Raw genomic sequence first — 15,588 nt, forward strand, 5'->3', positions numbered from 1 at the left:
GAGAAGGGAATGAACGCACCTGTCGTGATCATCGGCACAGGATTGGCCGGTTACAACGTGGCCCGGGAGTTTCGCAAGCTCGACAGCGAGACCCCATTGCTGCTGATCACTGCGGATGACGGGCGCTCCTACTCCAAGCCCATGCTCTCCACCGGCTTTGGCAAGAACAAGGAAGCCGATGGCCTGAGCATGGCTGAACCCGGCGCCATGGCCGAGCAACTCAAGGCCGAGGTGCGTACCCACACCCGCGTCAGCGGCATCGATCCGGGCCACCGGCGGCTGTGGATCGGCGAGGAAGCGGTAGCGTATCGCGACTTGATCCTGGCCTGGGGCGCAGAGACGGTGCGGGTGCCGGTAGAAGGCGATGCGGCTGAGCTGATTTTCCCGATCAACGACCTTGAAGACTACGCACGCTTTCGCGCCGCAGCCGCCGGCAAGCGCCGTGTGTTGCTGTTGGGCGCCGGTCTGATCGGCTGCGAATTCGCCAATGACCTGATCCTCGGCGGCTATGAAATCGACCTGGTGGCGCCGTGTGAACAAGTCATGCCGACCCTGTTGCACCCGGCGGCGGCCGCAGCGGTGCAGGCTGGGCTGGAAGGTCTCGGCGCACGCTTCCACCTGGGCCCGGTGCTCAACCGCTTGCAGCGCACGGCAGATGGCCTGCAGGCTCATCTGTCGGACGGGGAAGTGATTCACTGCGACCTGGTGGTTTCGGCCGTCGGCCTGCGCCCGCGTGTCGACCTGGCCGCCGCCGCCGGCTTGCAGACCAACCGCGGGATCATGGTCGATCGCTATCTCAAGACCTCTCACGCCAACATCTATGCCCTGGGCGACTGCGCCGAGGTCGATGGGCTGAACCTGCTGTACGTGATGCCGTTGATGAGCTGCGCCCGCGCCCTGGCCCAGACCCTGGCCGGTAACGCCACCGCTGTCAGCTACGGGCCGATGCCGATCACCGTGAAAACCCCGATCTGTCCGTTGGTGGTGTCACCTCCGCCAAGGGGCACGGAAGGCGTGTGGAACGTTGAAGGCCAGGGTGCCGACATCAAGGCATTGTGCCGCGACGCCGACGGCCGCCTGCTGGGTTACGCGCTGACCGGCAGCGCCGTCATGGAAAAACTGGCCCTCAATAAAGAGCTTCCGCCGTTGTTGGCGTAAATAGCGGTCGTTCTGTCGGAATCAGCACGTTCCTACCCTCAGAAAGGTCGTCGCGAGGCTGGCGGAGCGTGCGAGGGCATGCCATCCTCACTCCCGTCTGCCGCAGAGTAGAGCCTGCGGCGCCTTGGGCGCTGCTCCGTAAGAGAGCAGCACGGACATAACAACAAAAAACCGTCAAAGAGGCTTCACATATGCGTAAACCAGAACTCGCAGCCGCCATCGCTGAAAAAGCGGATCTCACCAAAGAACAGGCCAACCGCGTCCTCAACGCCGTTCTCGAAGAAATCACCGGCGCCCTGCACCGCAAGGACAGCGTCACCCTGGTTGGTTTCGGCACCTTCCTGCAACGCCACCGCGGCGCCCGCACTGGCAAAAATCCACAGACCGGCGAGCCGGTGAAAATCAAGGCGAGCAACACCGTTGCGTTCAAGCCGGGTAAGTCGCTCAAAGACAGCGTCAACCCGTAATCGCGAGGCCGTCTGAAGGGAGGCGGGTTGGTAAGAAAATGGGCACGTCGACTGGGTCGGGTGCCCATTTTTTGTGTGACTGACGACTGACTCGGCTTCAGATCAGCCTCATCCGTAGAAGTAATCCATAAACGTCCGAAGTTTTCTTCAATCGGTAGAGAGTGACGTTCGTCGTAAGCAATTTCACGAGTTTGCTGAAATCTCATCGTTATTGTTGGAGATGTCAAAATTTAGTTTTCAAAGTGTTATCAAGCGCGGTTGTGTTGTTTCATCAATGAAAGTCTATTTTTCGAATCAATAAATAGGGGGCGGATTTATTTAAGTTAATTGAATAAATAGCCCCCTTCAGTGCAGGCTTTGCTTTTATGCCTTTTTTGCGGTGTGACTAAGTCTTCTGTTCTGCTCAGACTTGAATACCTTTGGAGCAGTCTATGAATCGAAGCCCCTTAAGCTGGGCCGCTTCGCACTGTTGCTTGAAGTGCTGGGAAACAAAAATGCGTTGTGAACTTTCCTTGGCCCTTACGATATGGTGATTGCCTAAGGTAGCAGGTGGCAGACTTTGAAGGGTGGTGAATTTCAGCGGGCCATCAGGCATAAAGCTGAACATGGGACCATGCTGAGAGTTATCCAAATCAATACAAGGTAGTGTCTGGATCACATTGAATACATAGTAAGCGTCCAGCTTTTCTTCTTTCAGGTAAACATTAGCAGGAAAAAGCTGGACGTCTTTGGGGAATTCACGCAATACGTTGGCCATTGCCTCGCTTACGAATTCAAGCGTGTCACTTTGAAGGAGGTCGAAAGACAATAAACGAGGTTTGCTGATTTTTTTATTGTTTCTAAAGGTCGGAGTAGTGGGAGTTAATGATTGTTCTTCTCCACTAATAAATAATAGGTGGTCAGGAGAGGTTTTCTGGTCATATTTGAACCAGTAAATTTCCGAGTAGTTTTCACTGATTTCTAATAGGTACATATTATTTCCCGCAGCGACCTGCTTGAGTTGAATTTTTATTCAGTCGGGTACGCCCATTGCGTAATCCTGACCTTTGAGAGCTGACAACCTCCCGCACCGCTTGCGCGTACTGAGCTTTTTTCCATTTTCCGGCCTTGCCAGCAATGGATATTTCATTGAGTTGTGCGCGAACAGCTTTGTTGTAACCCGGATGCGAGCCTTTGTGAATAGTTCGATATTCGTGCTTGCCCGCTTCACTAGGCAAGTAAATGATGTTGGAAGTTTTGTGTATGTCGAATCCGGCTTTTTTCAGAGCAGGATGATCAGCCAGCGATTGAGGAATAATATGGTGTTTCTGGAATCCATCGATTCCAGGCATATTTTTGTAGTTCCAATTAAACAGTCCCCATGGATCAACCCAAGTAATTGGATTTGGCGCGTATTGGTATAGGTTGATGCCGCCCAGTAAGCTAATCGGGTCTGGCGTCGTGAATCTCCCTATCTCGGGATCGTAGAAACGTAGAGTGTTGTAATGCAGCCCCGTCTCCCGATCCAGATACTGCCCCTGAAACCGCAGGTTCTGCTCTTCGATGTAATACGGCTCACGCACTTCCTCAACGGTATTGCCCCACACCTGATACGTAGCGCGCCAGACGTTATGCCCGTCGGCCTCGGTCAGTTGCTCGGGCAATCCGTTCAGGTCGTTGTGGTAATAGCGAATCTTCTGCAACGGACCCACACCGTCGACGCGGGCAATAGGTTCATAGCCATCATCTTCGTAAACATAGACGCTGGTCTGGCTGTGTTTATGCTCCTGCAACAATCGCAGGCCGTTCCATGTGAACCGAGACTCGCCCAGTGGATATCCATCACTGCCATGCTCAGTTTTTCCGATGCGTCGGCCCAGTGGATCGTAGGTCATTCGCACTACGCTGCCGTCGTCGTTACGCACTTCAACCAACCGACTTTCAGCGTCATACGCAAATCGCTGCACACCTCGTTTGGCACTGCGTTTTTCAATCGTGCGGCCAAAGGCGTCGTAGCGATAACGCTTGTCCTGATAAGTCAGCAGCTTGTTATGCACCACCAACCCGGCACCCGCCTGCGGGCCGTCCAGCAGGTTGGCGGCGGCGTCGTAAGCGAAGGTTTCACGTTGGCCGTGCAGGCTGTCCTGGCTGGCGATGATGCGGCCGGTGGCGTCGTAGTGCAGCAGTTGGCGATGTTGCGCGGCGGGTTGTTGGTCGAGTTTGCCGATCAGGTTGTCGGCGGGGTCGTACTCGAACTGCTTTTGCGCCGCTGCCGGCATCAATGAGGGTTGGCTGGCGAGACGGCGTTGGCGTGAACGCAGGCGGCCGCTGCGGTCGTATTCGCTGCGGGTACTGAGCTGGCCTTGGGTACGCAGCACTTCGCGGTGCAGGCGGTCGCGTTCGAAGTCGCTGATGACCTGGCCGTCGAGGTTGATCTGGTGCAGGTGGCCGCTGCCGTAGTACAGGCGGTTGAGCCAGCGGCCATCCGGCAACTGAGTCTGGATCAGGTTGCCCAGTTCGTCGTAGTGGTGTTGCAGGGCACCTGCAGCGCTGTGTTCAGCAGTCAACTGGCCAAGGGCGTCGTAGGCGAAGCCCAGCGCCTGGGCATTGCCTTGCAGGTCGGTGAAGATTACAGCGGTGAGCTGATCCACCGCGTCGTAGCTGTAATCGGTGCGACCATCGTCGGTGGTTTTGGCCACCAGTCGACCGACCGCATCGCGTTCCAGTTGATGCACGATAGGATCGGGTGGCGTGTCGGGTACCAACGCCAGGCCATTGCCGTAAGGCGCGGGTACAGCTGTCACCGTCGTGATGTTATCCAACGCATCGTAGTCGTAGCGCTTGGCGCTGCCATCGAGGTCTTGCTGCTCGACCAAACGGTCGCCGGCATCCCACGCGAAGCGATAACGCTCGCCGTTTTCGTTGATCAACGCTTGCAGCCGCCCATAACTGTCATAGTCGAACTGCACCTGCCGGCCATGGGCGTCGGTGCGCTGGCGTACTTGCCCGCGACGGTTGTGCTGATACAGCGTGGTGTGCCCGGCCGGGTCGGTGTAACCGACCAGTTGCCCACTTGCATCGCGTTGGTACTGCTCGGTACGGCCGTCCGGCAATTGAGTGGTGAGCAACCGCCCCTGGGCGTCGTAGCTGAATTGAGTGCGCTCACCGAGCGCATCGATAATGACCTGCAGATAACCGCGCTCGTCGTAGCTGAACCGCGTCGGATAACCCGAACAATCAATATGCTCGACCAGTTGTCCGAACGGGTTCCAGCGCAGCTTTTTGCTTTTGCCGGTGGCGTCGATGATTTCCACGACCTGTCCGTGGGCGTCGTATCGGTAGCGAGTGATGTTGCCCAGTGGGTCGGTCTCGGCGATACAGTTACCGCGCGGATCGTAGCGGTACTGCCAACTGTTGTCGGCGGCATCGGTCTCCACCAGCGGCAACGCCCAGTGTTCCAGCCACAGGGTCGAGTCGCTGCGGCCCAATGGGTCGGTTTCGCCGATCAGGTTGCCGGCCTCATCGTAGCTGTATTCGAAGCGCCCACCCTGAGGGTCAGTGGCGCTGAGCAACTGGCGTTCATCATTCCACTCGAACAGCCAGGTGTGGTTGAGGTTGTCGCTGTACAGAATGATCTGGTGTTGACTGTTCCAGTGCCGGGTACTGACGCGTTGTAAGCCATCGGTGATGCGGGTGATACCGGCCTGCAAGTCATAGTCGAACTGGTAAGCGTCGCCCTCATCGGTCCAATGTCGCACCACACGCCATTCCAGATCTTCACCCAAAGCCCACTCATAGAAGCAGCGCAATCCGGTGGGCAGTTGATGTTCCACCATTCGGCGGCCACTGTCGTAAGCGAAACGCCGCTGAACCTGGCCGGTGGCACCACGCACTTCGGCGAGGTTTCCCTGCGCGTCGAAGTTATAGCTGACGAGCGTTTCGCGGCGCTGATCGGGGTATAGGCGTTCGATCCGTACCAGGAAGCCTTGATCGCGGATCAACTCAACCTGCACCAGATCGAACGTATCGCGCAGCCTTACCAGATGGCCGGCTTCGTCGTAGTCGACATGGATGCGGTTTTCATTGCGGTCGCCGAGTTGGCTAAGACGCAGTAATGATGGGTTGGCAGAGGGTTCAAATAAGCGATACAGCCCATCATCGCTTTCGATCAACAACTGCCCGTTGAGGTGGCGTCGCACCGCGAGCCCTTCACCGGCACTGAACACTGCACCGCCTAAAGGAATGGAGCCCATGTCGATGGACCGACCTTGCTCATCGGTATAAATCAGCGTCTCACCGCCCTCCGGATGGGGCCGGATCTCGACGCACACTTCATAAGTCACGCTCCAGCCTTTCCCGAACAGTGTGCCAGGGCGTTCATCGCGGCTGTTGTAGAAGCGCTGCCAGTCGATTGGCAGAATGCCGGGCAGTACGAAGTCCAGCTCCTCGACGTCGCCCAGCACCTTCGCGCCTGTCGCCGCATGCACCGGGTTCGACGAGCCCATCGCCGCGTTGGCCAGCGCGCCCATCGCACTGCTGACGGCCATCGAGGTCGCCCCACCAATCAACATGCACGGCAACTTGCTGAAGAACTTGCCCTTGCCGCCCTTGAGCATCAGCAGCGCCGTCACCGCCAGCCCGACGCCCGGGGTCTTGCCGCTGCGAATTTCACGCACCACTACCGAGCCGCCGCCAATGGTGACATTGGAGGAAATCAGCCCCGATGACACCACTGTCGCATCGCAGGTACTACGGTCACCACTGCGCACCGCCGGTTGACCGTTGACCGTGACCTTTTCCGAGCCCTCGGCCAGAAACTGTGGCGGCATCGGCGGATGCTTCATGCACACGACCATGTCCAACGGCTTGGGCACGGCGCCCGGCGCGGGCGTCGCGACCGTAGGGCGCCACATCTGCGAGAAGAAACTCTCGGCCATATCCAGGTAACTGGGGTCGGGTTCAGGCTTGGTTTCTTCCAGCTCGGTGCCAGCCGGCGCGACATGGGAGCTGATCGCCCCGGCGGCGCGGGCAGCGGGGATATTGTTGGTGAGGGTGTTGGTGGACCCGGTGAGAATGTTTGCCTGTACCGTGGGCGGAAACAATGCGTTGCTAAAGGCATCGCATAACTTCGTCAGGCCCTTATCGGCCCCACTCTTGCTCATGGCAAGGCCGACAATCGTGCCTACTACCGCACCCAGCAGGAAGCAGCCGAGCCCGCCGGTGACCACGGTAATACCGGTGGCGGCCACCACGGCAGCGGTCGCCACAGCGGTGATCGCGATATTGGCCGCCACTTCCAGCACACCGCCAAGGATGTCCGCCATCATCGAAGTGTGGGACAGCGCATCGCCCATCCGGGCCGCCCATAACGCGTCAGACATTCAAGTTGCTCATCAGGAAATAGCGTCGAACGACAGCGAGTTTTTGATCAATGCCCAATGCGCCGCTTCGGCATCCCCTAGCTTGTCGGCCTTCACGTAACTCAAGGCGAGCATCTTGCGCGTACCCGGCAGCACCAGCGCCAGTTGATACTGGAACACCTTGTCATTGCCCTTGTTGAACTGGCTGCGCAACTCGATCCCTTCCACCTCTTGCGCTGCGCCCAGGCGCACGTCAACACCCGGTTGATAGCGCAAGTCCTGTACCTGTTTTTCCAGGCGCTGGAGTTGGTCATTGAAATTGCTGTGCAAGGTTTCACCCTCGGCCAGCAGGCTACGGCTGACGATCAGGGAGGTCCCCAATTCAGGGAACTTGAGGATATTGATCGTCGCGTCCTGCAACTCACTGGCAGGCAGTTGAAACTGGAATTCGTTGATGCGGTACGTCATGGCAAACAGGTCTCGTCAGGAGCTTTTAGGCGTGGGGAACGCGGCTTTGATATTGGCGTCGATGCTGGCTTTAACTCCCTGGCCATCAGGCGTCGCCCCGGCGCCGCCGCCGTTGTTCAGGTGCAGTACGCCGCCGGTGTTGAACTCGGCATCGCCGCTGGCATAGAAGCTGATCTGCACGCCGGTGAGGTTGATCTGCCCGCTGGCGTTCAATTCCAGGATGCTTTCACCGCAGACCAGGCGCAGGTTTTCGCCCACTTCGATGACGTAGCTCTGGCTGATGCTGTCGGTCTTGCGCTGGCCGACCGAGAGGATGTCCTCTTGCTTGACGATGCGAAGGCGGTTATTGCCGATGGTCACCGTCTCGTTATGGCCGATGCTCTTATTCCGGTCATGCCCCACCGAATGGCTCTCATCCACCTCCACCACGATGTCTTGGTTACGCTCGGCATGGATATACAACTGCTCCAGCCCCTTCTTGTCTTCCATGCGGATTTCATTGAAGTTGGCCGGCGTGCCGCCCTTGCTCGAACGACTCTTCATGCCGCTCTGTGTGGCATTTTCCGGCAGGTCGTAGGGCACCGTCTGCTCGGCGTTGTAGACCCTTCCGGTGATGATTGGCCGGTCGGGGTCGCCCTCCAGAAAGCTCACAATCACTTCCTGGCCGATCCGTGGAATCTGCATCGAGCCCCAGTTCTTGCCTGCCCAGGACTGTGACACACGAATCCAGCACGAGCTGTTTTCGTTGGATTGGTCATGACGGTCCCAGTAGAAGTGCACCTTCACGCGGCCGTACTGGTCGGTCCAGATCTCCTCGCCTTTGGGGCCGACCACCAGTGCGGTCTGCGGGCCTTTGACGATGGGCCGATGGGTGTTGGCCATTGGGCGGAAACTTTGCTGGGCGTCGATGCAGGTCAGGCTGCTTTCGAACTGCGCCGAGCCTGAACCGCCGCCGCTTTCCAGACTTTCCTGATTGATGTAATAGCGGCAACCCACGATCAGGTATTCGCGGTTCTGGTCCTGGCGGCTGAAGCCGGTGAGGCTGAACAGGTGGCCCGAACCCAGGCCCCGCGCATTGCCGGCAAACTCGATCTGCTCGTGCAGGGTTTGCAGGGCTTCGATGCGGGTGCGTGCATAGTGTTCGCCGTCTTCGCTTTGCACGTAGGTGCCGGGGTAGTCGTACAGGGGGTAGTCGCCGGCGGTGTGCGGACGTAGCATCGCCGAGCGCACGTCGATACGGGCGCTGGGGCGCTGGAAGTCGTAGTCGTTGAGTTCCAGCGAGCCCGGCTGCACTTCCTGCGCCAGATGCCAGTTGTGCATATGGTCGCGTTCGCGCTGTTGTTCGTCCTTGGGGTAATACGGCACCGAGGCGTAGCCGGGCACCGTGGTGTGGGCGCCATAGGCGTCGGCCAAGACCAGCACATGGCGGTCCTGCTCGTGGCGGAAGAAGTAGTAGATACCTTCCTGTTCCATCAAGCGGCTGACGAAATCGAAGCTGGTCTCGCGGTACTGCACGCAGTATTCCCACTCGCGATACGGCCGGCTCAGGGCATCCTCGAAGTCGGAAAAACCCAGGTCGCGAAACACCTGCTTGATGATCTGCGGGATGCTCAGGTTCTGGAAAATCCGGCAGTCCGACGTACGGCTGAGCAGCCACAGCCACGGGCGCAGCGTCACCTGGTAACTGGCGAACTGGCCCTGGTCGATGTTCTGGCTGCAACGGGCAACGATGCCGTGGAAGTGTCGTTCGCCACCATCGGCCAGTTGCAGGCCCACGCTCATCGGTTTGCCGAGCAACTGGTTAAGGTCGATGTTGGCGTCCAGCGACGTCAGTTGCAGCTCGTAGTTGAACAGCCTGCCCAGCTCTTCGCCGCCGCCCATTTCATTGAGCAGCAGGACATCCGGCCCGAGGGGGCTGGTGATCTTGGCCAGGCGTGAGGCTTGGTTAAAAAGCATCGGTAGTCCCGTAAATACCTTGATAACTGAAGAAACCGGTTCAACGGTGGGAGGCGGCTTGCTCCCGATAGCCGTGTGTCAGTTGATGCATAGGGGCCTGATGCACCGCTATCGGGAGCAAGCCCCCTCCCACCGTTTGATTGTGTTCCTTCAGGTCAGTCGTTGAACGCGTAGTGCAATTCGTTATCCCGGCTGCTGATGCGCACACCCGCCAACGCCTTGCCTTCGAGCATGCGCGTGAGGAACTCACGGCTCATGTCCGGCAGCAAGCTGTTGGTGAGGATGGTGTCGATCATACGGCCACCGCTTTCGGTTTCGGTGCAGCGCGAGACGATCAGGTCGACCACCGCGTCGTCGTAGTCGAAAGCCACCTTGTGCGTACTCTCCACGCGTTTTTTGATGCGGTTGAGCTGCAGGCGGGTGATTGCCTTGAGCATCTCGTCGCTGAGCGGGTAGTACGGAATGGTCACCAGGCGACCCAGCAACGCCGGCGGGAAGATTTCCAGCAGCGGTTGGCGCAGGGCCTTGGCGATCTCTTCCGGCTCCGGCACGTTCGCCGGGTCTTTGCAAACGTGGGAGATCAGCTCGGTGCCGGCGTTGGTGGTCAACAGGATCAGGGTGTTCTTGAAGTCGATCACCCGGCCTTCACCGTCTTCCATCACGCCCTTGTCGAACACCTGGAAGAAGATCTCGTGCACGTCCGGGTGGGCTTTTTCCACCTCGTCCAGCAGCACCACGCTGTAGGGTTTGCGTCGCACTGCTTCGGTCAGCACGCCGCCTTCGCCGTAACCGATGTAACCCGGTGGTGCGCCCTTGAGGGTGGATACCGTGTGGGCTTCCTGGAACTCGCTCATGTTGATGGTGATGACGTTCTGCTCGCCGCCGTACATGGCTTCGGCCAGGGCCAGGGCGGTTTCAGTCTTGCCCACGCCCGAGGTGCCGGCCAGCATGAACACGCCAATCGGCTTGCTCGGGTTGTCGAGGCCGGCGCGGGAGGTCTGGATGCGTTTGGCGATCATCTGCAGGGCGTGATCCTGGCCGATGATGCGCTTCTTCAGGTGCTGGTCGAGGTTGAGCACGGTCTCCAGCTCGTTGCGGGCCATGCGGCCCACCGGGATACCGGTCCAGTCGGCGACCACCGAGGCCACGGCCTGGTAATCCACGGTCGGCAGGATCAGCGGGGTTTCGCCTTGCAGGGCGCTGAGGCGCTGTTGCAGATCGACCAGCTGCGTGCGCAATTCATCGTTGCCGCTGTCCACCGCGCCAACCTTTTCACGCAGGGTGGCACGGGTGGCAAGCAACTCATCGACCAGTGCTTTCTCTTCGGCCCAGCGGCTCTCCAGCGTTGCAAGACGTTCACGCTCGGCACTCAACAGCGCTTCGGTGTTGCTTTGACGGGCCCCAATCGCAATGCCGATGGCATGCTCGCGGGCGATGATTTGCAGCTCGGTTTCCAGGGCTTCGATACGACGGCGGCTGTCGTCCACTTCAGCCGGCACCGCGTGCAGGCTGATGGCAACGCGGGCACAGGCGGTGTCCAGCAGGCTTACGGATTTATCCGGCAACTGGCGCGCCGGGATGTAGCGGTGGGACAGCTTCACCGAGGCTTCCAGGGCTTCGTCGAGGATCTGCACCTGGTGGTGCTGTTCCATGGTCGAGGCCACGCCGCGCATCATCAGCAGTGCCTTGTCTTCCGATGGCTCGGCCACTTGCACCACCTGGAAGCGGCGAGTCAGGGCCGGGTCTTTTTCAATGTGCTTCTTGTACTCGGCCCACGTGGTCGCGGCCACGGTGCGCAAGGTGCCACGGGCCAATGCCGGTTTGAGCAGGTTGGCGGCGTCGCCCGTGCCGGCGGCGCCACCGGCACCGACCAGGGTGTGAGCTTCGTCGATAAACAGGATGATCGGCTTGGGCGACGCCTGGACGTCTTCGATCACTTGGCGCAGGCGCTGCTCGAACTCGCCTTTCATGCTGGCGCCGGCTTGCAGCAGGCCCACATCGAGGCTGCGCAGTTCCACATCCTTGAGCGCAGGCGGCACGTCACCGGCGACGATGCGCAGGGCGAAACCTTCGACCACGGCGGTTTTGCCCACACCGGCTTCACCGGTGAGAATCGGGTTGTTCTGGCGGCGGCGCATGAGGATGTCGACCAGTTGGCGGATCTCTTCATCGCGGCCGACGATGGGGTCGAGCTTGCCGCTACGGGCCTGCTCGGTCAGGTCGACGGTAAAGCGCTTGAGGGCTTCCTGCTTGCCCATGGCACTTGGTGCCATGGCGCCGCTGGCTTCGCCCGGCACGGCGCCGGCGTTGAAACCGTCACTGGCGCTCAGGGCGTTCTCCGGCGAGTCACCGACGTATTCATCAAAGCGCTCGCTCAGGGCCTCGGCCTTGATTTTGTCGAACTCGGAAGACAGACCCAGCAGCGCATGGCGCAGGCTCGGCGTCTTGAGGATGCCTAACACCAGGTAACCGGTGCGCACCTGGCTTTCGCCGAACATCAGGCTGCCGTAGACCCAACCGCGCTCCACGGCCTCTTCCACATGGGAGGACAGGTCGGTGATCGAGGTCGAGCCGCGGGGCAAGCGGTCCAGCGCTTCAGTCAGGTCACGGGCCAGGCGCGCCGGCTCCACGTTGAACTGGCGAATGATGCGGTGCAGGTCCGAGTCCTGCAGTTGCAGCAGTTGGTGAAACCAGTGGGCCAGTTCCACATACGGGTTGCCCCGCAGCTTGCAGAATACGGTGGCGGCTTCGATGGCCTTGTAGGCCACGCTGTTGAGTTTGCCGAACAATGCGGCGCGACTGATTTCACCCATGCTCTGGATTCCTTGAGGTGGTGGCCTGATCGGCGTAATGCCGGGCCAGGATTAGGTCGTTGGCGTCGTGCTCGGGTTGGCCGAGCCAGGTGTTGAAGCCCAGGCGGAACTGGCCATTGAGTTGCAGCGCCGGTACTTCAGGTTGTTGCAGAACCAGGTTCAAGTCCCAGTCCAGTTCATGGCCCAGGTACTCGGCTACCCACGCGACCAGCTCATTGAATGGCGGGTGGCCGGGCAGCATGCCCATGTAGTCATCGAGCTTGAGCGGCCCCAGGCGGATGCGGAATTTGTGCTGGCGGTCCCACACATGGCTGCCCAGGCAAAAGTCCACGCCCAGTTGGTTGGCGCTGACACCCACGCGGCTGCGTTCGGGCAGTTCCAGCCATTGGCCGACGTACTCTTCGATCTCCACCGGGAGGCCGAAGTACTCGCTGAGGATCGCCTTTAAACCATCCGGGTAGCGGGTCTGCGCCGACAAGTGGCCGCTGTAATGCAGCTTCGCGGCGTCGGCAATCAGCCCCTGGTTGAGTAGGCTTGGCATGCCACGGCCACTCAGGGCGGCGAGGCGGGCGGACCAGTAGTCATCATCCGGGCGGTCATGGCTGACGGTGGGCCGGGCCTCGGCCCAGGCCCGGTAGAACAGGCTGAGCAAGCGATGGTGGAACACGTCCAGGAACTGCTTGCTGGTGCTGTCGGCGTTGTTGCGCTGGCGCTCGCGGACGTACTCGGTGATATGCAGCGGCAGCGGGCCATTGGGGCCGCCGAGGCCGAAGAAGAATTGCTCCAGGCGCGCCGGCTTGCCGTCACCACCGGGGTCGACCGAGGCCAGGGTGGCCGGGGCGAACGTGCAATCGGCCTGTTGCCCCAGGCGCAGTGGGTCATCCGCCAGGCGCAGGGAATGGCCCAGGCGCGGCAGGTCGGGCGATTCGCACTCGATACGCCGCAGCGCCTGGAAGAAATCGTATTCCCAGGGTTCCTGATGCATCGCATCCAGTGTGTTCACAGGGTCGGACGCCGCCCGGGCTTGGCTTTCCATCGCATGATCTCGCCGCGTTCGGTGGTACGGATCACCGTCTCGGTAAAACTGTTGATCGACACGTAGCGTGCCAGGAAGCGCTCCAGCACCGCACCGAGCAGGAACACCCCGGTGCCGCGAAACGCGTTTTCATCGAATTCCAGGGTGATCTCCAGGCCACGGCCAAACACGATCGGGCCAGGCATCGGCAGGCGCCGGGTCACGGCTTTGCTGCTGACTTCACGCAGGCCCTCGATCTGCAATTGCAGGGCGGCGTCGTTGCTGTCGCCATACAGGCGCAGCAGTTCACGCAAGGCGCCCGCGCCCTGGCCCTGCTCGCTGAGCGACAGATAGTTGAGCGACAACTGGCTGATCAGGCGCCAGGCCTTGGCATCATGCGCATGGCTGGCCCGCGGGCGGCTCGGGCCGGCCACGCAACGCACGGCCAGCACCGGCGCACTGTCGGCCAGGGTGAAATCGGTCTTGCCGTTGCCCACGCTCATGAACAACGGCAAATCGCGGTTGGTGCACAGCGCGGTCACGCCGAGTTGGCGCAGGTCGTGGCGGTAGGGCGCTTGCCGGCTGTCGACCAGGCTGACAAAGGTTTCGCTGCCCACATACGTGGAGCGCGGGCCGTTGCGACGCTGGTCGCTGGACAACACACGCGGCTCGCGGCGCACCATGTAATAGGCCAGGTCGCGGCCATAGCGCGAGGGGTCGCGCACCGCATAAAACGGCAGGAATGGCTGCTCCGGGCCGGTGCCGTGGCCGGTGATACCGCTGAGCGAATGAATCTCGAAATCCATCGGCCGGGTGCGGTCGGCGATCACATGGTGCTCGTTGACCCGGTCGGACAGGTGGATACGGTCGAGGCGTTTGGGAAACAGGTTGATCGCCGGCGTGCAGAACGGCAGGAACTGCGCCGCGCCGACGCTGCCTTCCAGGCTCGGTTCATGCCGGTCGAACAGCACGATCAGCTCCAGTTCCTGGCCGTCGCAGCGCTTGATCGCACGGCGCAGTTCGGCAAATTCGACAAACAGGAAGCGATGGGGCAGGGCGAAGTATTCCTGCAACAGGCGATAGCCCTGGAAGGCGCGCGCCACCACCGGCATGGCGGCGTCGGCGTCGTCGAAGCCGCGTGAGCGCAGCGCGTCCTGGGGCAGGCGCTCGACCCAATCACCGCCAGGCTTGCGCGCAAACACCGCGCAGGCGTTGCCGAGCAGTTGCTCGTAAAGGCGGAACGGCTGCTCGTCGGCACCGCTGAGGTACAGCGGCAGGCTGTCCAGGTCGAGGCTGTTGAATGGCAACTCGGCGCCGGTGCGCAGGGTCAGGCGCAAACCCGCCTTGGCCTTCGGTTCGCTGGCGGCCAGGCGGCCAAGCACGGCGGCGGGGTTGCCGAAGTATTCCGCGTTGGCTACCTGCAACGGCCACAGCGTCACCGGGTGCGCGGTGCGGTACTCGCAGCAGGTCTGGGTTTCACGGCCCAATGCCGCACGCAACACCGTGTCGCGGGGCAGCGAAAAACCGCTGGCCAGGGAGCCTTCGTCGGGGTCGGTCTGCAGCTGCACCACGGTCATCGACGGGGTTGGCGCGAGGTAGTGCGGGTACGCGATTTCCAGCAGGTTGTGGGTGAAGGTCGGGTACTCGGCGTCGAGCTTGAGCTGCACGCGGGCCGTCAGGTAGGCAAAACCTTCAAGCAAGCGTTCGACGTACGGGTCGGCGCAGTCCATACCGGACAGGGTCAGCCGACTGGCGATCTTCGGGTATTCCTTGGCGAACTCGGCGGCGCTTTCGCGCACGTGATGCAGTTCCTGGTTATACAGCTCCAGCAGGCGCGGGTTCATGCTCGTCTCCGCTGGTCGGCGTTGACGACACGCACATGGCCGGATTCCAGGTCGAGGTCGGTTTGCAATAACAGGCGTAGAGGCACCGGCTGTGCCCACAGATCGCCTTCGATCTCGAAGCTCAACGCGTTGTGGTTCATCTCGCCCTGGCTGAGGCGGGCTTTGACGCGCAGGGTGTGGCGCAGGATGCGCGGCTCAAAGGTGGCAATGGCCTGGTAGATCAGGGCTTCCAGCGCTTTGATATCGACACTGGAGGCACTGTTTCCCGCCAATGCCGGCAGTCCGTAATTGACCACCGAAGTACCGGCTGGGGTGTGCAACGTGGCATCGGCATCGAGCAACGACGTGGTGTTGAGCAGCCACGCCAGGTCGCGCAGCACCGAGGCTTTCAATTGGGTCAGGGACAGCACGCGTTTGTCGGCGCTTTCCTTGGGGTTGGTCGGGTCGTCGTCGGTCAACCGGTCCAGCAGGGACGGTTGCAGACGGTCGCGGGAAGCGATTTCAGTTACCACCAAAGCAGCTCCACGG

General features: G+C 60.6%; 10 protein-coding genes. 2 read left to right on the forward strand and 8 right to left on the reverse strand.

Annotated elements, in window-relative coordinates:
* Nucleotides 1-9: 9 nt before the first annotated feature.
* On the forward strand, nucleotides 10-1,158 hold the full coding sequence (locus MJP36_RS02730) for an NAD(P)/FAD-dependent oxidoreductase (RefSeq protein ID WP_161548587.1): 1,149 nt from the start codon (nucleotides 10-12) through the stop codon (nucleotides 1,156-1,158).
* 191 nt (nucleotides 1,159-1,349) lie between these two features.
* A complete protein-coding gene (locus MJP36_RS02735; protein ID WP_003213368.1) occupies nucleotides 1,350-1,625 on the forward strand; it encodes an HU family DNA-binding protein in 276 nt (91 codons plus the stop codon).
* Between the two features lie 403 nt (nucleotides 1,626-2,028).
* Here MJP36_RS02735 and MJP36_RS02740 read toward each other — a convergent pair whose 3' ends face one another.
* The 8 genes from MJP36_RS02740 to tssE all read right to left on the reverse strand — a co-directional run bounded on the left by MJP36_RS02740 (nucleotide 2,029) and on the right by tssE (nucleotide 15,572).
* Nucleotides 2,029-2,598, reverse strand: coding sequence for an imm11 family protein (locus MJP36_RS02740; protein ID WP_244384850.1), 570 nt, complete (start codon nucleotides 2,596-2,598; stop codon nucleotides 2,029-2,031).
* A 1-nt stretch (nucleotide 2,599) separates the two neighbouring features.
* On the reverse strand, nucleotides 2,600-6,985 hold the full coding sequence (locus tag MJP36_RS02745; RefSeq protein ID WP_244384851.1) for an RHS repeat-associated core domain-containing protein: 4,386 nt from the start codon (nucleotides 6,983-6,985) through the stop codon (nucleotides 2,600-2,602).
* Between the two features lie 12 nt (nucleotides 6,986-6,997).
* Nucleotides 6,998-7,432, reverse strand: a complete 435-nt coding sequence (locus MJP36_RS02750; RefSeq protein WP_010207557.1) for a DcrB-related protein — start codon at nucleotides 7,430-7,432, stop codon at nucleotides 6,998-7,000.
* Nucleotides 7,433-7,447: 15 nt separating this feature from the next.
* Nucleotides 7,448-9,388, reverse strand: a complete 1,941-nt coding sequence (locus MJP36_RS02755; protein ID WP_244384852.1) for a type VI secretion system Vgr family protein — start codon at nucleotides 9,386-9,388, stop codon at nucleotides 7,448-7,450.
* Between the two features lie 155 nt (nucleotides 9,389-9,543).
* Entirely contained in the window at nucleotides 9,544-12,201 is a 2,658-nt protein-coding gene (gene tssH, locus MJP36_RS02760; RefSeq protein ID WP_244384853.1) for a type VI secretion system ATPase TssH, read from the reverse strand.
* Complete coding sequence (tssG, locus tag MJP36_RS02765) at nucleotides 12,194-13,237, reverse strand: type VI secretion system baseplate subunit TssG (protein WP_244384855.1); 1,044 nt, start codon at nucleotides 13,235-13,237, stop codon at nucleotides 12,194-12,196. Before tssG ends, tssH begins: the two co-directional genes overlap by 8 nt.
* Nucleotides 13,201-15,060 carry a type VI secretion system baseplate subunit TssF gene (gene tssF, locus MJP36_RS02770; RefSeq protein WP_060756661.1) on the reverse strand — a complete coding sequence of 620 codons (1,860 nt, stop codon included), beginning with the start codon at nucleotides 15,058-15,060 and terminating at the stop codon, nucleotides 13,201-13,203. Before tssF ends, tssG begins: the two co-directional genes overlap by 37 nt.
* A complete protein-coding gene (tssE, locus tag MJP36_RS02775) occupies nucleotides 15,057-15,572 on the reverse strand; it encodes a type VI secretion system baseplate subunit TssE (RefSeq protein WP_060756687.1) in 516 nt (171 codons plus the stop codon). The genes tssF and tssE overlap by 4 nt, the downstream gene beginning before the upstream one ends.
* Nucleotides 15,573-15,588 lie beyond the last annotated feature (16 nt).

The organism is Pseudomonas palleroniana (genome assembly GCF_022836895.1).
Taxonomy (GTDB): Bacteria; Pseudomonadota; Gammaproteobacteria; order Pseudomonadales; family Pseudomonadaceae; genus Aquipseudomonas; species Aquipseudomonas palleroniana.